Source organism: Burkholderia sp. AU18528, from assembly GCF_002223215.2.
Taxonomy (GTDB): Bacteria; Pseudomonadota; Gammaproteobacteria; order Burkholderiales; family Burkholderiaceae; genus Burkholderia; species Burkholderia semiarida.
In genome coordinates, this window is the sequence record NZ_NKFC02000004.1 from 923,246 (window position 1) to 942,217 (window position 18,972).

17 protein-coding genes are annotated in these 18,972 nt (G+C 70.0%); 14 read left to right on the plus strand and 3 right to left on the minus strand.

Features of this window, described 5'->3' with window-relative positions; genetic code table 11:
- Positions 1 to 8 precede the first annotated feature (8 nt).
- From CFB52_RS07050 to CFB52_RS07110, 13 genes are all read left to right on the plus strand, one after another.
- The gene (locus CFB52_RS07050) at positions 9 to 944 is read left to right on the plus strand and encodes a branched-chain amino acid ABC transporter permease (protein ID WP_059575930.1); all 936 of its coding nucleotides are present in this window, start codon (positions 9 to 11) and stop codon (positions 942 to 944) included.
- On the plus strand, positions 937 to 2,166 hold the full coding sequence (locus CFB52_RS07055; protein WP_099316314.1) for a branched-chain amino acid ABC transporter permease: 1,230 nt from the start codon (positions 937 to 939) through the stop codon (positions 2,164 to 2,166). The genes CFB52_RS07050 and CFB52_RS07055 overlap by 8 nt, the downstream gene beginning before the upstream one ends.
- Positions 2,163 to 2,915 (plus strand): ABC transporter ATP-binding protein, encoded by a 753-nt coding sequence (locus tag CFB52_RS07060; protein ID WP_099316621.1) that lies wholly within the window; start codon positions 2,163 to 2,165, stop codon positions 2,913 to 2,915. Before CFB52_RS07055 ends, CFB52_RS07060 begins: the two co-directional genes overlap by 4 nt.
- Positions 2,912 to 3,616, plus strand: a complete 705-nt coding sequence (locus tag CFB52_RS07065; RefSeq protein WP_099316315.1) for an ABC transporter ATP-binding protein — start codon at positions 2,912 to 2,914, stop codon at positions 3,614 to 3,616. The genes CFB52_RS07060 and CFB52_RS07065 overlap by 4 nt, the downstream gene beginning before the upstream one ends.
- 184 nt (positions 3,617 to 3,800) lie before the next feature.
- Complete coding sequence (locus CFB52_RS07070) at positions 3,801 to 4,547, plus strand: glucose 1-dehydrogenase (protein WP_059575924.1); 747 nt, start codon at positions 3,801 to 3,803, stop codon at positions 4,545 to 4,547.
- Between the two features lie 470 nt (positions 4,548 to 5,017).
- Complete coding sequence (locus CFB52_RS07075; protein WP_059575922.1) at positions 5,018 to 6,520, plus strand: MFS transporter; 1,503 nt, start codon at positions 5,018 to 5,020, stop codon at positions 6,518 to 6,520.
- Between the two features lie 9 nt (positions 6,521 to 6,529).
- Positions 6,530 to 7,117, plus strand: a complete 588-nt coding sequence (locus tag CFB52_RS07080; protein ID WP_059575920.1) for a hydrolase — start codon at positions 6,530 to 6,532, stop codon at positions 7,115 to 7,117.
- Positions 7,118 to 7,175: 58 nt separating this feature from the next.
- Positions 7,176 to 8,339 (plus strand): zinc-binding dehydrogenase, encoded by a 1,164-nt coding sequence (locus CFB52_RS07085; RefSeq protein WP_059575974.1) that lies wholly within the window; start codon positions 7,176 to 7,178, stop codon positions 8,337 to 8,339.
- 102 nt (positions 8,340 to 8,441) lie between these two features.
- Positions 8,442 to 9,680 (plus strand): CaiB/BaiF CoA-transferase family protein, encoded by a 1,239-nt coding sequence (locus CFB52_RS07090; protein ID WP_180278195.1) that lies wholly within the window; start codon positions 8,442 to 8,444, stop codon positions 9,678 to 9,680.
- Entirely contained in the window at positions 9,677 to 10,540 is an 864-nt protein-coding gene (locus CFB52_RS07095) for a CoA ester lyase (RefSeq protein ID WP_059575917.1), read from the plus strand. Before CFB52_RS07090 ends, CFB52_RS07095 begins: the two co-directional genes overlap by 4 nt.
- Positions 10,537 to 12,024 carry an MmgE/PrpD family protein gene (locus CFB52_RS07100; RefSeq protein WP_059575915.1) on the plus strand — a complete coding sequence of 496 codons (1,488 nt, stop codon included), beginning with the start codon at positions 10,537 to 10,539 and terminating at the stop codon, positions 12,022 to 12,024. The genes CFB52_RS07095 and CFB52_RS07100 overlap by 4 nt, the downstream gene beginning before the upstream one ends.
- The gene (locus tag CFB52_RS07105) at positions 12,021 to 13,040 is read left to right on the plus strand and encodes a cyclase family protein (RefSeq protein ID WP_099316316.1); all 1,020 of its coding nucleotides are present in this window, start codon (positions 12,021 to 12,023) and stop codon (positions 13,038 to 13,040) included. The genes CFB52_RS07100 and CFB52_RS07105 overlap by 4 nt, the downstream gene beginning before the upstream one ends.
- Positions 13,041 to 13,315: 275 nt before the next feature.
- Complete coding sequence (locus CFB52_RS07110) at positions 13,316 to 14,254, plus strand: LysR family transcriptional regulator (protein WP_059575972.1); 939 nt, start codon at positions 13,316 to 13,318, stop codon at positions 14,252 to 14,254.
- Positions 14,255 to 14,286: 32 nt separating this feature from the next.
- Here the strand turns inward: CFB52_RS07110 and CFB52_RS07115 are convergent, their stop codons facing one another.
- The 3 genes from CFB52_RS07115 to CFB52_RS07125 form a co-directional block, all read right to left on the minus strand.
- Positions 14,287 to 15,753, minus strand: a complete 1,467-nt coding sequence (locus CFB52_RS07115; RefSeq protein ID WP_099316317.1) for an MmgE/PrpD family protein — start codon at positions 15,751 to 15,753, stop codon at positions 14,287 to 14,289.
- 44 nt (positions 15,754 to 15,797) lie between these two features.
- Entirely contained in the window at positions 15,798 to 16,874 is a 1,077-nt protein-coding gene (locus CFB52_RS07120; protein ID WP_099316318.1) for a porin, read from the minus strand.
- A gap of 191 nt (positions 16,875 to 17,065) precedes the next feature.
- A complete protein-coding gene (locus tag CFB52_RS07125; RefSeq protein WP_099316319.1) occupies positions 17,066 to 17,956 on the minus strand; it encodes a CoA ester lyase in 891 nt (296 codons plus the stop codon).
- Positions 17,957 to 18,183: 227 nt separating this feature from the next.
- Here CFB52_RS07125 and CFB52_RS07130 point away from each other — a divergent pair, with 227 nt between their 5' ends.
- Positions 18,184 to 18,948, plus strand: a complete 765-nt coding sequence (locus CFB52_RS07130; RefSeq protein WP_059640647.1) for an IclR family transcriptional regulator — start codon at positions 18,184 to 18,186, stop codon at positions 18,946 to 18,948.
- Positions 18,949 to 18,972 lie beyond the last annotated feature (24 nt).

The window sequence follows — 18,972 nt, forward strand, 5'->3', positions numbered from 1 at the left end:
GACGCGCGGTGCACGCGTTCGCGCTCCAGGCCTTCAACGGCCTCAGCTACGGCTTGCTGCTGTTCATGCTGTCGGCCGGCCTCACGTTGATCTTCAGCGTGCAGGGCGTACTCAACTTCGCGCATGCGAGCTTCTACATGCTCGGTGCGTACGTCGGCTACGGCATCGCGGCCCATGCGGGCTTCTGGCCCGCGCTCGTGCTCGCGCCGCTGGCGGTCGGGCTGCTCGGCGCCGGCTGCGAGCGCGTGCTGCTGCGCCGCGTGCAGGCGCGCGGCCATACGAGCGAACTGCTGCTGACCTTCGGGCTCGCGTACCTGATCGGCGAGGGCGCGAAACTCGCGTGGGGCCTCGCGCCGCTGCCGGCGCCCGTGCCGCCGCTGTTCGACGGCGCGCCGGCGAACGTGTTCGGTCTCGCGCTGCCGCGTTACCGGCTGTTCATGATGGCGATGTCCGCGACGATGCTGATCGCGCTCGGCGTGTTGCTGCGCGCGTCGCGCCTCGGGCTCGTCGTGCGCGCGGCGCTCACGCATCGCGCCGCGGTCGAGGCGCTCGGCTACGACGTGCCGCGCGTGATGACGGCGCTGTTCGGCGCGGGCACAGCGCTCGCGGCGCTGGCCGGCGTGATCGGCGCGCCGCTCGCGGTGATCGAACCGGCGCTGGCCGAGACCGTCGGGTCGGTCGTGTTCGCGATCGTCGTGATCGGCGGGCTCGGCTCGCTCGGCGGCGCGTTCGTCGCGTCGCTCGCGGTCGGCTTCGCGCAGACCTTCGCGGCCGCGAGCGACACGTCGCTGCGCGACCTCGCGCAATGGACGGGCCTCGCGTTGCCCGACAGCGTGGCCGCCGTGTCGATCGCGCAACTGGCGCCGCTCGTGCCGTACCTGCTGCTCGTCGCGGTACTGGTCGCGCGGCCGCGCGGGTTGTTCGGCGAGCGTGCCGATGCGTAGCCGCGCAGTGGCCAGATGCGCGCGCTGGGCGCTGTTCGCCGCCTGCTTCGCGCTGCCCGCGTGGCTGTGGCCGCACGGCGCGGTGCTCGGCTATCTCGCGCAGACGGCCGCGCTCGTCGTGCTCGCGCTGTCGTACAACCTGCAGCTCGGCACGACCGGGCTGCTGTCGTTCGGGCATGCGGCGTTCGCGGGCCTCGGCGCGTTCGCGGCCGCGCACTGGTTCAATCGCGTCGGCGGCCCGCTGCCGCTGTTGCCGCTCGTCGGCGGCGCGGCCGGCGCGGGCTTTGGGTGCGTCGCCGGGCTGCTGGCGACGCGCCGTTCCGGCACCGCGTTCGCGATGATCACGCTCGGGCTCGGCGAATGCGTCGCGGCGGCCGCATGGAGCGTGCCCGCGTGGTTCGGCGGGATCGGCGGCGTGCCGATCGACCGTGCGGGCGGCGCGCCGTGGGGCAACGGGTATTTCGGCGCGCCGGCGCACGCGTATGCGGTGATCGCCGCGTGGTGCATCGTGTCGGCGTGGGCGATGCATGCGCTCACGCGCACGCCGCTCGCACGGCTCGCGAACGCGGTGCGCGACAACCCGGCGCGCGTCGCGGCGCTCGGCACCGATCCGCGTCGCGTGCGGCTCGCGATGGTTGTCTGCGCATCGTTCTTCGCGGGTATCGCCGGCACGCTGACGCTGATCGACGTCGAGATCGCGACGCCCGACAGCGTGTCGATGGCGCGCTCGGCGACCGTGCTGATCGCCGCGGTGATCGGCGGCACCGGCGCATTCTTCGGGCCGGCGGCCGGCGCGGCCGTGCTGACCGCGCTGAGTATCGGCGTCGCGGCCGTGTCGCGCGCGTGGGCGCTGTATCTCGGCGTGCTGTTCGTCGCGATCGTCGTGGCCGCGCCGGGCGGGATCGCGGGTGTGGCACAGGCGCTCGCGCGGGTGCTGCGGCGCGGCGCGCCGGCGGTCGAGCGGTGGCGCGCGCTGTGCGGCGTCGCCGCGTGCGCGTTCTGGGGCGTTGCGATCGTCTGCGCGGCCGAGCTCGGTTATGCATGGCGCTTCGCGCAGGACGACGGCGCGCGCCTCGCGTTCGGCGCATGGGGCATCGACGCCGATACGCCGATCGGCTGGGCCGTCGCGGTTTCGGCTGCCGGCATCGGCACGCTGCTGTGGAGCTGGCGCGCGCGGCTCGTGCACGGCGCGGCGGTCGCCACGCGGGAGAACGCGCGATGAACGGCAACGCGATCGCGCTTCACGGCGTCGTGCAGCGCTTCGGCGCGCAGACCGTGCTCGACGGTGTCGACCTGAGCATCGCGGCCGGCGAGCGCCACGCGCTGATCGGGCCGAACGGCGCGGGCAAGTCGACGCTGTTCGGCGTGATCGCCGGCGCGACGCGGCCGACGCGCGGGCGCGTCGTGCTGCACGGTGTCGAACTGCGCGGGCGCGGGCCGGTCGTCGCGAGCCGCCTCGGCATCGGCCGCAGTTTCCAGCAGACGAGCGTATTCGCGCGCCTGAGCGTATTCGACAACCTGCGCTGCGCGGCGCGGCATGCGCCGGCCGAGCGGCGGCGCTGGTGGAACCGGCTGCGCGAATCGGCGTCGGTCGATCTCGCGGCCGCGCGCGTGCTGAACGACATCGGCCTCGACGCGCGGCGCGACACGCCGGCCGGCGAACTGAGCTATGCGGAGCAGCGCGCGCTCGATCTCGGAATCGCGCTCGCGAGCGGCGCGCGGACGCTGCTGCTCGACGAGCCGACGGCCGGCATGAGCCGCGCGCAGGCGGCGCGGATGATCGCGCTGATCCGTGCGACGACGCAGGGCCGCACGGTGCTGATGATCGAGCACGACATGGACGCGGTGTTCGGTTTCGCCGAGCGCATCACGGTGCTCGTGCGCGGCGCGGTCGTCGCGACCGGCGCGCCCGATGCGATCCGCGCCGATGCGCGCGTGCGTGCCGCGTACCTGGGCGAGGGCGCGACATGAGCGCCGTGCTCGACATTCGCGGGCTGCGCGCGTGGTACGGGATGCAGCCCGTGCTCGACGGCGTCGATCTCGCGCTGGCGCCGGGCGAGACGCTCGCGCTGCTCGGCCGCAACGGCTCGGGTCGCTCGACGCTCGCGAAGGCCGTGATGGGGCTCGTGCGCACGGCCGGCTCGGTGCGCGTCGCCGGTGCCGAATGCGTGGGGGCGCGCACCTTCGAGATCGCGCGGCGCGGCGTGGCTTACGTTGCCGAAAGCCGCGACGTGTTTCCATTGCTGAGCGTGCGCGACAACCTGCGGCTCGGTTTGCGCGGCGCGAGCGGCGCAGCCGAACGCACGGCGCTCGACCGCCTGTTCGAGCGTTTTCCGCTGCTGGCCGCGCGCGCGGAGGTGAAAGCCGGGCGGCTGTCGGGCGGCGAGCAGCAGGTGCTCGCGCTGGTGCGCGCGCTTGCCGGCCGCCCGCGCGTGCTGATCGTCGACGAACCGGCCGAAGGGCTCGCACCGCTCGCGGTCGACGAGGTCGGCGCGTGCCTCGCCGCGCTGCAGGCCGACGGCGTCGCGATCGTGCTGATCGAGCAGCGGCTGCAGCTCGCACCGCGGCTCGCGCGGCGCGTCGCGGTGATGGGGCGGGGACGGATCGTCTACGACGGCGCGCTCGACGGGCTGGACGACGAGGTCATGCACGCATGGCTGAGCGCGGGCTGACGGCGCCCGGTCGATTGTTCGGCAAACTCCGCCAGTCAATTCGCGTCGAGCCGCTTTATCGCTGCGGTGCGGCAACGTAAATTGCCAGTCAGGCCGGTCGCCATCGCAACGCAGCGATGCATCGACGCATCGTCGCGGCGACCGGCGCCATCCATCGAAGGTCTTCTGACTGAGGAATGAAATCATGAGCAAGCTGGCAGGCAAGGTCGCGATCGTCACGGGCGCATCGAAGGGCATCGGCGCGGCCATCGCGAAGGCACTGGCCGATGCAGGCGCGGCGGTCGTCGTCAACTACGCGAGCAGCAAGGCGGGCGCGGATGCGGTCGTGAGCGCGATCACCGAAGCGGGCGGCCGCGCGGTCGCGGTCGGCGGCGACGTGTCGAAGGCAGCCGACGTGCAACGCATCGTCGATACCGCGATCGACACGTATGGCCGTCTCGACGTGGTCGTCAACAACTCCGGCGTGTACGAATTCGCGCCGATCGAAGCGATCACCGAAGAACACTATCGCCGGCAGTTCGACACGAACGTGTTCGGCGTACTGCTGACGACGCAGGCGGCCGCCAAGCATCTCGGCGAAGGCGCGAGCATCATCAACATCAGCTCGGTCGTGACCAGCATCACGCCGCCGGCCAGCGCCGTATACAGCGGCACGAAGGGCGCGGTCGACGCGATCACCGGCGTGCTTGCGCTCGAGCTCGCGCCGCGCAAGATCCGCGTGAACGCGATCAACCCGGGGATGGTCGTGACCGAGGGCACGCACAGCGCGGGCATCATCGGCTCCGAGCTTGAAACGCAAGTGCTCGGCCAGACGCCGCTCGGCCGCCTCGGCGAGCCGAACGACATCGCGTCGGTCGCCGTGTTCCTCGCGTCGGACGATGCACGCTGGCTGACCGGCGAGCGCCTCGTCGCGAGCGGCGGGCTGCGCTGACCGGACCGTGCCGCCGCCCGGACCGCGGCGGTAGCGAAATCCCCGCACGCTGCGTCGAATCTGCTTCGGCAGATCGCGCGGCGTGTCGTCCATTGCCACGCAGCCTTCGCATTCGCTGCATGAACGGCACGTCTGCGATCCCGGTAGAGTCCCCCCTCTGATCCCGTGTCGCGGCGCGGCATAAAACCGTCATGCCGCGCGCGCGGTGACGCTGCGCGCCGCGCGCCGCGCCGACCGAAACCATCCTCCCGAATGCTGCGCATACGCCTGTCACGCAAGGCTGACGGGCGCATCCCGCCGTGCGCGGTCGGCTCGTCGTATGCCGTTCGCATGCGTGCCGCGCACATTCCCCATTCAAGTTGCGAATGTTTGCATCGCAACAATCCATTTCATTCGCGGCGATTGGAGCGGTATGGTGAACGCACGTTCGATATTCACCGACCGATGCCCATTCATCACGCGAAGACGCCATGAAAACGACTCACGATCGATCCGGCCGCGCGCCACGTGCGACCGCCGGCCGCGCGCCCGAAGGCGGCGGCGACCGACGCGACGCAGGCCTGCGCCTGCCGGCGAAGCTGGTGGGCCCGATCGTGCTCGGCACGCTGCTCAACGCGCTGAATTCGTCGATGATCGCGGTCGCGCTCGTGAGCATCCAGCAGGCGTTCGCGCCGGCCGACGCCGCGCACGCGCGCATCGATACGCTGTGGCTCGTGTCGGGGCTGTATCTGGCGACGGCCGCCGGCCAGCCGACGATGGGGCGCCTCGCCGATCGCTTCGGCGCGAAGCGGATCTTCTGCATCGGCCTTGCGATCGTGCTGTTCGCGTCGTCGCTCGCGCCGTTCGCGCCGACGCTCGGCTGGCTGGTCGCCTCGCGCGTCGCGCTCGGCATCGGCACGTCGGCCGCGTATCCGGCCGGCATGGCGATGATCCGCGCGTGGTCGCAGCGGCATGCGAACGGCGCGACGCCGACGGGCGGGCTCGGCGCGATCTCGATCGCGGCGCAGGTGGCCGTCGCGTTCGGCCCGCCGCTCGGCGGTGCGCTGGTGCAGTTCGCCGGCTGGCGCGCGATCTTCTGGATCAACGTGCCGATCGTGCTGGCCGCCTTCGTGTTCGCCTGGCTGTGGATCCCGGCCGACCCGGCCTATCGCGACGCACAGGCGCGCACCACGCTGCGCGCCACGCTGACGGAACTGGATCTGCCGGGCGTGGCGTTGTTCGTGCTGACGCTCGCGAGCCTGCTGCTGTTCCTGCAATCGGTGTCGCGCGAACCCGATTGGCTGCTGCTGGCCGCGACGCTCGTGCTGGCGCCGCTGTTGATCGGCCGCGAACGCCGGGCCGCGGCGCCGCTGATCGACATCCGGATGCTGGCCGACAACCGTCCGCTGCTCGGCACGTATCTGCGCTGCGTCGGCACCTATGCGGTGTTCTACGCGATCTTCTATGCGCTGCCGATGTGGCTGCAGGAGGCGAGGGGACTGTCGGCCGCCGACGCCGGCCTCGTGATGCTGCCGGTCGCCGGCATCGGCACGGTCACGACGATGCTCGCCACCCGCATCGTGCACCGCCACGGCGCGCGCCCCGTGCTCGTCATCGGTTCCGCGCTGCTCTGCATCGGCAGCGTCGTGATGAGCCAGCTGACGAGCAGCCTGCCGATCGCGGCGATCGTTGTGCTGTCGGTTGTGTTCGGTATTCCTAATGGTTTCAACAATCTCGGCAATCAGGCCACGCTCTACCAGAGCACGCCGCACGGCCGGATCGGTACGGCGTCCGGCCTGTACCGCACCGCGCAGTACGTCGGCGGCAGCCTGTCGTTCGCGCTCGTCGGTCTCGCGCTCGGCCATCCGGCGAGCGACCGCGGCCTGCGCGCGCTTGCCGTCGTCCTGGCGGTGATCAGCGTGCTGCTGTTGCTCAATGCCGTATCGAGCCGGCACCTCGACGCCGCCGTTTCTTCCGTTCCACAACAAAAGTGAGGGTGATACATGTCCATTCCGACGCTCAATCGCACCGCCGCGCTCGTCGCCATCGATCTGCAGAACGGCATCGTCGCGCTGCCGGTCACGCCTTATACCGGCGCGCAGGTCGTCGCGAAGACGGTCGGGCTGGCGGCGGCTTTCCGCGCGCGGGGGCTGCCCGTCATCTACGTGCACACGAGCTACCTGCCGGACGGCGGCGTGGCGCTGAAGGTGAAGACGGATGCGCCGTCGCAGCCGCCGAATCTCGATCCCGAATGGAGCGCGTTCGCGCCGGCGCTCGGCGTGTCGCCGTCCGACATCGTCGTGACGAAGCATCAGTGGGGCGCGTTCACCGGCACCGACCTGGACGTGCAGCTGCGTCGCCGCGGCATCACCGACGTCGTGCTGACCGGCATCGCGACCAACATCGGCGTGGAATCGACCGCGCGCCAGGCATACGAAAACAACTACAACGTCGTGATCGTGAGCGATGCGGTCAGCACGTCGTCGGCCGATGCGCAGACGTTCGCGCTGACCCAGATCTTCCCGAAGCTCGGGCAGGTCGCCGCGGCGGCGGACGTGGAGGCGGCACTCGAGCAGGCGCAGTCGCGCTGAAGCCGGCGATTCGTTCGGCGCGCTTTTTCACATACCAGTCGTTTACCGAGGAATGACGATGATCAAGACCGATGCATGGGTTCTCTACGCGGGCCCGGAACCGACCCGCCAGCAGCCGCCCGTCGCGGGCGAGCTGCGCCGCGAAACCTTCGAATTTTCCCCGCTCGAAGCCGACGAGGTGCTCGTCGAGCCGCTGTACGGATCGTGGGAAGCGAACCTCGACCATGCGCTGTCGCGCAATCCGGTCGACATCTGCCGCCAGCGCCGCGAGGACAAGATCGTGCTGGGCAACGGCGCGCTGGTGCGCGTCGTGGAGCGCGGACGCGCGGTCCACGCGCTGAAGGACGGCGAGATCTGCATGGTGATGCCGTTTGGCAAGCGCGACGAATACGGATTCGCCGAGCTCGTCTACGCGTACGACGCGCCCGGCACGATCGGCGTGATGGCGCAACGCACCAAGATGCGCGCCGACAACCTGGTGCCGGTGCCGACCGACAGCCGTCACTCGCTGCTGCAATGGGCGACCTACGGCCGCTACTTCACCGCGTGGGACAACTGGAAGGTCGCGTCGACGTGCTGGCGCTCGCAACTGCCGGACGTCGATCCGGCCGACTATCTTGTGTTCGGCTGGGGCGGCGGCACGACGCTGGCGGAGCTGCAGCTCGCGAAGCGCGAAGGCTTTCGCGTCGCGATGACGGCGAGCAACGACCGTCGCCTCGAGGATCTCGCGAAGCTCGGCATCACGCCGGTCGACCGGCGCAAGTTTCCGGATCTCGCGTACGACGAGGCGCGCTACCGGGCCGATCCGGACTACCAGGCACGCTACCGCGAGTCGGAGCGCGTCTTCGCCGAGACGATCGCCGAGCTGAGCGGCGGCCGCGGCGTCGCGATCTTCCTCGACAATCTCGGCGGCGCGCTGTATCGCGCGACGATGCGCGTGACGGGCCGCACCGGCATCGTCGCGACGGTCGGCTGGAAAACCGGGATGCGCCTGTGGAACCTGCGCGCGACGGAGTGCATCAACCGCCGCCTGCACATCCACACGCACGCGTGGCGCTACGACGACAGCATCACGATCCGCGACTTCCAGGAGTCGACCGGCTGGATCGGCCAGGAACCGACCGAAATCTTCGATTTCGACGACGTGCCGAAGCTTGCGTCCGATTACCTGAACGGAAAGATCGAGACGTATTTCCCGATCTATCGGATCAACGCGGTCTGAGCCGCCGGTCGCGCGTCATGCCTGCATCGTTGCATGATGATTAGTCATGCAAACGATGGCGGTGCATGGCGCGCCGTGCAACCTATCTGGCAGGAGAGCGCCATGGCTTCTGTGGAAACCGGGGAGGTCGATGCCGGCACGGCGTCGGACACCTCCAGCCGCGGGCCGCTCGGCGGCATTCGCGTGATCGACGCCGCGACGCTGTTTGCCGGCCCGCTCGCGGCGACGATGCTCGCCGACTACGGCGCCGACGTGATCAAGGTGGAACACCCGACGGGCGATCCGGCGCGCAAGTACGGCGCGCGTCGCGACGACGTGCCGTTGTGGTGGAAGGTGGTCGCGCGCAACAAGCGGGCGGTCACGCTGAATCTCGGCACGGCCGACGGCCAGCGGATCTTTCGCGAGCTGGCCGCGCAGGCCGACGTGGTGGTCGAGAATTTCCGGCCCGGCACGCTGGAGCGCTGGGGGCTCGGCTACGACGTGTTGTCCGCGATCAATCCGCGGCTCGTGCTGGTGCGGGTGACGGGGTTCGGCCAGTTCGGCCCGTATGCGCGCCGCCCCGGTTTCGGCACGCTCGCGGAGGCGATGAGCGGGCTGGCGGCCGCCACCGGCGAGGCGGACGGGCCGCCGCTGCTGCCGTCGTTTCCGCTCGCGGACACGGTGGCGGGGCTCACCGCCGCGTTCGCGATCATGACGGCGCTGAAGGCGCGCGAACGCACCGGACGCGGACAGGTGGTCGATCTCGCGATCATCGAGACGATGCTCGCGGCGATGGGCGCGCAGGTCGCGAGCTACGACCAGACGGGGCGCGTGCCCGAGCGCGCCGGCAACCGCTCGCCGAACAACGCGCCGCGCGGCGTGTATCGCACGTCGGACGGCAAGTGGGTCGCGCTGTCGACGTCGGCGCACAGCATCGCCGAGCGCGTGATGCGGCTCGTCGGCCGCGCGGACCTGATCGACCAGCCGTGGTTCGCGAGCGGCGTCGAGCGCGCGAAGCATGCGGACGAGCTCGACGCGGCGGTCGGCGGCTGGATCGGGCAGCGCACGCGCGACGAGGTGATCGACGCGTTCGAGCGCGCGGAGGCGGCCGTCGCGCCGATCTACGACGTCGCCGACGTGCTGCGCGATCCGCAGTACGCGGCGCTCGGCTCGATCGTATCGGTGCCCGACGCCGAACTGGGCGCATTCCGCACGCACAACGTGCCGTTCCGGCTGTCCGACACCCCCGGCGCGATCCGCTGGGGCGGGCCGTCGCGCGGCGCGCACAACGATGAAGTATTCGGCGCATTGGGCCTGGAATCGCGGGACCTCGCCGACCTGACCGAACGAGGTGTGATTTGAAACCGAGTGCAACCTGCCGCAGTTACCTGTACGTGCCCGCGCACAAGACGCAGGTGGTCGAGAAGGCCTACGCGAGCGAGGCCGACGCGATCGTGCTGGATCTCGAGGACGCCGTGCCGGCGAGCCACAAGGTCGACGCCCGCAAGGCCGCCGCCGACATCCTGGCGGGCGGCCCGCCGAAGCCGACCTACGTACGCGTGAACCCGATCGGGACGCCGTGGTGCCGCGACGACGTCGAGGCGATCGCGTTGCCCGCATTGCAGGCGCTGCGTTTGCCGAAATGCGATTTCCCCGCGCATATCCAGGAAGTCGCGGGCTGGCTCGACGCGCTCGGCAGCGACGCCGGGATCCAGATCCTGATCGAATCCGCCTATGGGGTGGAAACCGCTTATCAGCTCGCGACCGCGTCGCCGCGGCTCGAACGGATCGGGCTCGGCGAAAGCGACCTGCGCGCCGACCTGCGGATCGGCGTCGACAACTTCACGCTCGAAGTGTGCCGCGCGCGCTGCGTGGTGGCGTCGCGCGCGGCGGGGCTGAACGGGCCGATCCAGACGGTCTATCACACGCTCGGCGATCTCGACGGCCTGAAGGAATCGACGTTGCGCGCGAAATCGATGGGATTCGTCGGCCGTTTCGCGATTCATCCGTCGCAACTGCCGGTCATCAACGCGGTGTTCACGCCGTCGGACGAGGAAATCCGCGCGGCCGAGCGCGTGCTGGAGGCGGTCGATGCGGCGGACGATCAATCGTCGGTGTTCGTGCTGCCCGATGGCCGCGTGGTGGCGCCGCCGCTGATCGCGAACGCGCGCGTGACGCTGGCGCTGGCGACCCACCTGCGGCGCGATGGAGTCGCGGCATGAGCGCGCCCGATACGCTTTCCGCACCGGCCGTCGCCGCCAGGCCCACGAATCCGGACGGCATCGTCGGCGTGCTCGGCCGCTTCGCGTCGGCGGTGCGCGTCGACGGGCTCGATCGCACGCTGCGCGTGGAGGCCGCCGCCCGCGTGCTCGACCTCGTCGGCAACAGCCTGATCGCGCACGACGAACCCGTCGCGCAGTCCGTGCTGCAGGTCGCGCGGCGCTGGGGCGGGCACGGCCGCGCGAGCGTGATCGGCGCGGCCGACCGGCTGCCGGCCGCGAGCGCCGCGCTCGTCAACGGCACGCTCGCGCATGCGATGGATTTCGACGACTCGCACATGCTGTCGGTGCTGCATCCGAGCGCGTCGGTGATTCCGGCCGCGCTCGCCGCCGCGCAGGCGAGCGGTGCATCGGGCGCAGCGCTGCTCGATGCGATCACGGTCGGCACCGAGATCTGCATCCGGCTCGGCGTGGCGGCCTACAACGAGCGGCTCGGCAATTCGGTGTTCTTCGAGCGCGGCCAGCACGCGACGTCGATCTGCGGGACAGTGGGCGCGGCCGCGGCCGCGGCGATGCTGCTCGGGCTCGACGCCGCGCGGATCGCCGCGGCGCTCGGGATTGCCGCGAGCATGGGCGCGGGCCTGCTCGAGGCGAACCGCACCGGCGGCTCCGTGAAGCGGATTCACTGCGGCTGGGCCGCGCATGCGGGCGTGAGCGCGGCGGAACTGGCGGATGCGGGCGTGACCGCGCCGCCGACCGCGCTCGAAGGCCGCTTCGGCTTCTTTCACGCATGGTGCGGCGAGCTGGCCGACGTCGACGCGGTGCTGCGCGGCCTCGGTGACGACTGGGAGACGAGCCGGATCATCTTCAAGCCGTATCCGTGCAACCACTTCACGCATCCGGGCATCGACGCGGCGCTGCAACTGAAGGCGCAGGGCGTGACGGCCGACGACGTGGTGTCGGCCGAACTGCGGGTCGCGACGTCGACGCTGCGCACGATCGGCGAGCCTGCCGAATTGAAGGCCAGCCCGCCGAACGGTTACGCGGCCGCGTTCTCGGGGCCGTACACGATCGCGGCCGCGCTGCTCGGCGGGGGCGGGCTCGGCGTCTGGTTCGACGATTTCGACGATGCGCTCGTGCGGGACCCCGCGCGCCGCGCGCTGGCCGCGAAGGTGCGCTGCGTCGCCGATCCGTGGTGCGACGCGCGGTTCCCGCACAGCCTGCCTGCCGTGCTGCGCGTGACGCTGCGCGACGGGCAGACGCGCGAGGCGCGCGTCGAGTCGAGCAAGGGCACCCGTTCGCGGCCGCTGACCGAACAGGAACTCGTCGCGAAGTTCGTGCTCGCCGCGAGTTCGACGATCGGCACGCCGCGTGCGCTCGAGCTGCGCGACGCGGTGCAGGCGCTCGTCGACGACACGCCGCTGGATGCGCTGGCGGCGTTGACGTCCGACGTGCATCCGAACCGGAAAGGAGGAGAGCCATCTTGAACGCACCACGCTGGAAGAAGCGGCCGCCGGGCTCGAACTGGGGCGATTTCGGCCCGGACGATCAGCAGGGACGGTTGAACTGGCTGACGCCGGACAAGGTGCGGCAGGGCGTCGCCGAGGTGCGCGAAGGCCTGTCGTTCTCGCTGAGCCTGCCGCTCGACGTGCCGCGCGGCGGCGGGCTGAACGCGCGCCGTCGGCCGCCCGCGATCTTGCCGGCGCTGCTCGGCGGCAAGCCGTACTTCGGTTATCGCGCCGACGAACAGGTGGCGAACGCCACGGACGTCGTCTGCGACGATTCGTTCTGCATGCATTCGCAGTTCTCGACGCAATGGGACGGTCTCGCGCACGTCGGCGGCGTATTCGACGCGGACGACGACGGCGTGCCCGAAATCGTGTTCTACAACGGCTTCCGGATGGGCGAGCATCTGCGGGTGCCGCAGGAGGGCGACGCCACCGGCGGCGCGCTCGCGCTCGGCATCGAGGTGATGGCGCGCACCGGCGTGCAGGGGCGTGGCGTGCTGATCGACCTGCGGCATCACTTCGGCGACGCCCGCACGAAAGTGGGCTACGCGCAACTGATGCGCGTGATGGAAGCGGACGACGTGCACGTCGAGCAGGGCGACATCGTCTGCATTCACACCGGTTTCGCCGATCTGCTGCTGAACGACGAGCACGGTTCGCCCGCGACCGTCGCGAGCGCCTGCGTGCTGGACAGCAGCGACGCCCGGCTGCTGCAGTGGATCGACGAGTCGCGGCTCGCGGCGCTCGTGGCCGACAACCACGCGATCGAGGAGCGGCCGCGGCATGCGCAGCCGCTCGCGCGGCCGGGGGCGCTGATGCCGCTGCACGAGCTGTGCCTGTTCAAGCTCGGCATCCACCTCGGCGAGCTGTGGCACCTGACGCCGCTCGCGAACTGGCTGCGCGCGCATCGGCGAAACCGGTTCCTGCTGACCGCGCCGCCGTTGCATATCCGGGGGCTGGTCGGTGCGCCGGTGAACCCGGTCGCGACCGTTTGACGCGCAGGCCGCGGGCGCCGGCGCGCGCCCGGCCAGCGGGAACCGTTTCCATGCGTCGATCCGGGATCGTCGATTGAGCCGATTATCGAAAAAATGACTGAAAATCGGGTCGTTCAGATCGAAAAATAGAATCAATGGCGCGGGGTATATAAAAAATATTGAAACGTCAAGATTGGACTATTCTCATTTATTGCACTAAATATCAGGGGATTTCCCCATTGCGATAATCGCGAACCGGGGATGGCGATTAACCCGTTTAGTGGATGGTCACAATCATGAATCTACGTTCGATCGACTTGAACCTGCTGGTCATACTGGATGCGCTGCTGACGGAGAAACAGGTGACGCGGGCCGGGCTGAAGGTCGGTCTGACCCAACCGGCCGTCAGCAATGCGCTGTCGCGCCTGCGGTATCTGTTCAAGGACGAGATCCTGGCGCGCAGCACGATCGGGATGGAATTGACGCCGCGCGCGCAGGCGTTGATCGCGCCGGTGCGGCAAATCATGCAACAAATCGAAGAATTATTTGAATCGGATTATCAATTCAACCCTTTTACGTCGGAGCGTCATTTTACGATCCGGATGTCGGATCTCACCGAACTGCTTTTGCTGCCCGCCTTGCTGCGGCGCATGCGCACGACGGCGCCGAATATCAGCCTCGATGTCGTGCACCCGAGCGCGGCGAAGACGGCCGAAGCGCTCGAAGCCGGGCGGCTCGACATGGCGATCAGCGCGGGCCTCGAGCATTCCGGCTCGCTGTCGTCGGAAACCGTGTTTCACGACCGGATGGTGTGCGTGCTGAGCCGCAACCATCCCGATGCGGACAAGCCGCTGACGCTCGAACGGTTCCTCGCGCTCGACTTCCTCAACGTGTCGATCAACCCGGTCGACCACAGCCTGATCGACAACCTGCTCGCGAACATGGGCTGTACGCGCCGCATCGTGCTCAACGTGCCGCACTGGCTCGTCGTGCCGAACATGCTCGATGCGCTGCCGTACGCCGTGATCATGTCGGAGCGGCACGCGCTGAGCCTCGGCGATCCGCGTCTCGTGATCCGCGAACTGCCGCTCGCGATGGAACCCGTCACGTGGTCGCTGTACTGGCATCGCCGGTACGACGGCAGCAACGCGCACGGCTGGATGCGCCGCGCGATCCTCGCGGCCGCGGAATCCGTCGTGGACGACGTCACGGTGGACGCGTGCAGCGTGGGCTGAGCGCGATGTCGTGCGCCGCGGGCCGCTCGCGGTCAGCCGACGACGAGCAGCGGCGGCAGCGTCGCGACGTCGGGCTGCTCGTCGAGTCGCCACAGATAATCGAGTGCGGCCCGCATTCGCGCCGCGCTTCCGTGCCGCTGGCAATTCTTCGTGAACTTCGCTTCGTAGTCGGCGCGCTGCATCGGTTGCGTCGGTGAGCCCGGCAGATCGTCCACCTGCTTCGTATAGGTCGCGCCGTCGTCGCACACGGCCGTCACGCGATTCGGCGCATGCGCGGGATAGCGGGCCGTCAGCGCCGGGTCCGCGTCGACCGTGATTTTGCCGATCAGCGCGTGCAAGGCCGGGTCGCGCAACGCCGGGCCCGTATAGCTGCGGGTTGTGATGTCGCCGTCGAGCATCGCCCGCGCGACGATGTAGGGCAGGCTGTGGTCGGCGGTCTCGTGGGTCGACGGGGCCCATTTCTCCGGATCGCGGCCGGCCGTCACGTAGCCGACTTCGGTCGTGCGGACCTCGATGCGCCGAATGCGCCGCAGGTCGCCGACCTGCGCGGCGACCGCGAGCGCGGCCGGAATCGCCGTTTGCGTGAGCCCTTGCGCCGGATAGAACTTCACGAAGCACCGGCCGACCCGGAACGCGCCGTCGCGCCCGCCGAACGTGGCGGTGTCGAGCGCGAACGGCCCGGACACCTGCGCGAAAAACCCGGCCGCTCCCTCGAATATCGGCGCGGGGCCGGTGAGGCCGGCGCCGGCGAGTTCGGTCGAAAACACCGCGTTGCGCGCCGCGTCGGCGTCGGCGAGCGCCTTCCAGTTGGACAACTGCTGCACCCGCGTCTGGTTCAGCGCGAGATGGCTGTTGATCGACAGGTTGACCGCCTGCACGAGTTGCGGCGCGGGCAGGCCCATCAGCTTGCCCGCCGCGAGCGCGACGGCCGGCAGGCTGTAGCAGGTGTGATCCCAGCCGCGCGGGCTGACCGCGGCGGCGTCCATCAGCCGGCACGCGATCTCGTACGCGATCGCGATCGACAGGATCAGGTCGCGGCCGCTCGCGTGCCGCGCCTCGGCGACCGCGAGACACGCGGCGACGTTGTCGCTCGGATGGCCGGTTTCCTTGCCGGCATACGCATCGTTGAAATCGAAGTAGCGTAGCGCCGTGCCGGTCGCGAACGCGGCGAGATCGGCGCGCGTGCGGCGGTTCGTGCCGATCACGGTCGAGACGCCGCCGGGCGACGCGAGCGCCGCGTCGCGCGCGATCCGTACCGGCGCCTCATCGTGCGCGGCGATCGCGCAGCCCAGCGCGTCGATCAGATGCGCCTTGATCGTTTCGACGGTCGCCTCGTCGAGGTCGCGATACTGCAGCCCGGCTGCGTAGTCGGCGAGTTGCCGGGCGAGTTCCGGCTGGCCGGCGTTCTGCCTGTCGGCGGTCGCGGCGGCGCGGGCGCGAGCGAACGGCAGCGCGACGGCGGCGCCGGTCAGCGCGGAAAGAAAGTGGCGGCGATTCATGGTTCGGTCTCCGAATGTTTAAGGGGCGGGAAGGGGCGACGCTGTCAGAACGCCTTGCGCAGGCCGAGCGCGACGCCCGCGCTGCCGGAGCGGCCGGCCGCGAGCGAGTAGTGCAGAAAGTTGTAGTTGTCGTTGTCGAAATCGAGCGCGGCACGGTGCGCGTAGCCGGCCGCCAGGTACAGCGTCACCGTCTTCGACACGAAGTAGTTCAACTGCAGCGTGACCTGCTGCGGACTGACGGGCTGCGATGCCGGCGTTTGCGCATTCGCCGGATTCCGCGCGCGGATGTGTTCGTAATAGACGGCGCCGATCGCTTGCAGAAAATCGGTGATGCCATAGCGGACGCCGGCCCACCAGAACGTGAAGTTCGTCACGACCGACGGCGCGGCGATGTCGCTGTGCGCGTGCTCGACGCCGGCCAGCAGTTGCGCGCGCCCGAGCGGCACGAGCGCGGAAGCGGCGTAGCGGCGGAAGTGCGCGAAGCCGCCGGGCCGCGGCGTGTGGACGTCGTCGAACGCCGCGGCGAACGAGGACGCGCTGCCCGCGTAGTCGAAGCCCGCGCCGTACGCGGCGTTCGACTGGAACGCGCCCGCCGTGCCGCCGAACGCGTAGTGGGTTTCGAGCGTCAGCGCGCCGAGCTTCGCCAGATACTTGACGACGTTGTTCTCGCGATAATTGATGCCGACGATCGCGCCGTCCGGCTCGTACAGCGTCGAATAGGCGCCCGTCGGCGAATAGCGCTCCATGATGTCGAACAGCGTCGTGTACTGACGGCCGAGCCGCAGCGCGCCCCAGCGCTCGTGTTGCAACGCGACCCACGCGGAGCGGTCGAAGCCGCCGGCGCCGGCGCCGTTGGCGAGGTTGATGCTGCTTTCGACGCGAAACGCCGCCTGCCAGCCGCCGCCGAGATCCTCGACGCCCTTCAGGCCCCAGCGCGATCCGCTCTTGCCGCCCGACGCCATCCGCGCGAGCGACGCGGACGACTTGCCGTCGGGCCCGGCCTGGTTGGTGAGAAATTCGGTGTAGACGTCGGCGACGCCGTACAGCGTGAGGCTGGTCTGCGCGCAGGCGCCGGCCGATACGAGGCCCAGTCCGCACAATGCGGACATTCGCTTGCCCATGGGGCTGTCTCCTTGTTTTGGGGTTGTTGTTCGTCATGGGCGCCGCGCGGGTCGGCTCGCGCGGCGCGGCGTCGCTATCCGGGGCGGAAGGCGAACGGCGCGTGCCGTGCCGGGCCGCTCGCGTGCGTTGCGCGGCGCACGCGGGCGACGCCTGGCGGCTGGGTCACGCGGTCGGGCGTGCGCATCGTCGGTCAGCGTGCGCGGGCCCGCACGGCCGCGTCGCGCGCGAGTACGCGCGTGGCCTGTGCGACGCCCGCCGCGTCGACCATCCGGCCGTCGATGCGCAGCGCGCCGCGGCCGTTGGCGCGCGCGTCGTCGTACGCGGCGAGCACGGCGCGCGCGTCGCGCACCGCGTCGTCGTCCGGCCGGAACGCGCGGTTCAGCGCATCGACCTGCAGCGGATGAATGCAGGTCGCGCCCGCATAGCCGAATGCCGCGGACGCGCGCGCGATGCGCTCGAACGCATCGAGGTCGCGCAGTTCGTCGAGGCCGTCGAGCAGGCCGAGCGGCAAAACGCCGGCCGCGCGCGCGGCGATGATCAGCAACTGCTTCGGCACGCGCAGCACGTCGGCGCCGGTGCCGCTTTCGCAGTTCAGCGCGAAGTCGGCGCCGCCGAGCATCATCGCGACGACGCGCGGCGACGCACGCGCGATCCGCTCCATCGCCTGGAACGCACGCGGCGTCTCGATGATCGCGACGACGCGCGTGCCGCCGGGCGCGGCGCCGGCTTCATCCTCGAGCGTGGCCAGCAGTTCGTCGATCGCCTCGACGTGCGAGCCGCCGCGAACCTTCGGCAGCACGACGCCGTGCACGCCCGCCTGCACGGCCGCACGCAGGTCGGGCACCAGCAGGTCGAGCGGGCCGTTGGCGCGGACCAGCACGTCGTGGCCGGCGGCCCGCAACCTCGGCACGGCGTCGGCGAGGCCGTCTCGTGCGTCGCGCTTGCACGCGAACGGGACGCTGTCTTCCAGGTCGAGGATCAGCGCATCGGCCGCGCTGGTCGCGGCCTTCTCGACGAAACGGGGGACGTGGGCAGGCACGTAGAGCAGCGAGCGCCAGACCGGTTGGGAGGTGGGATTCATCGTTGTTCTCTAAAAATGAAAGTCACTTTTATTTTTGTGATCGATGGGGCCATTCGTCAAGATTATCGTTAACGCCTATATTTATGAGGAGTTGAAAGAAGTTGAACGAAGGAAGCGCTGCGGATTCATGTTGATGTCACGGCCATCCTGCGTATAATGAAAGTGACTTTCAATTTTTGTGAGCCCGGGCGCGCCGTTCGCGCCGCCCGGCACAGCGCGAGGCGGACATGAGCAAGGTGGAGACGACTAATCAGGCGGAAGGCGGCGTGGCCGCGGTCAATCGTGCGTTGACCGCGCTGCTGGCCTTCTCCGGCGCGCCCGGCGGGCTGATGCTCGCGCAGGTCAGCGACGCGACGGGGCTCAACATGAGCACGCTGCTGCGGATGTTCGAGTCCCTCGAACAATTCCGCTTCATCAAGCGCCTGCCCGACGGGCGCTACGTGTTGGGGCCGGCCGTGTTCCAGCTCGGCGTGATGTATCGCGAGTCGTTCCAGTTGCGCGAATACGTGATGCCGATCCTGTCGACGCTGTCGGCGCAGACCGGCGAGACCGCCGCGTTCTACGTGCGCGAAGGCGACCAGCGTGTCTGCCTGTTCCGCATCCAGGCGCAGCGCGCGGTGAGCACGCATCTGCGCGAAGGCGACCGCTTCGCGCTCGACGTCGGCGCGGCGGGGCGCGTGCTGCTCGCGTTTTCCGGCACGCGCGGCGGCGAGTACGAGAAGACGGCCGAGCAGGGCTATGCGGTGTCGATCGCCGAGCGCGATCCGGAGAGCGCGGCGATCGCGTGCCCGGCATTCGGTGTCGGCCGCGTGCTGAGCGGCGCGATTTCGCTCGGCGTGCCGCGCTATCGCTTCAACAAGAAAGTGCTGGCCGATTACCTGCCGCATGTGCAGGCCGCCGCCGCGGAATTGACGCGTGCGCTCGGCGGCGATCTGCCCGCGACGGGTGCGGCGTTTCCCGCGACCGACCGGCTCGGCGCATTGCTCGAGTAGCGCCGGCGCGCGACGCGCGCATGC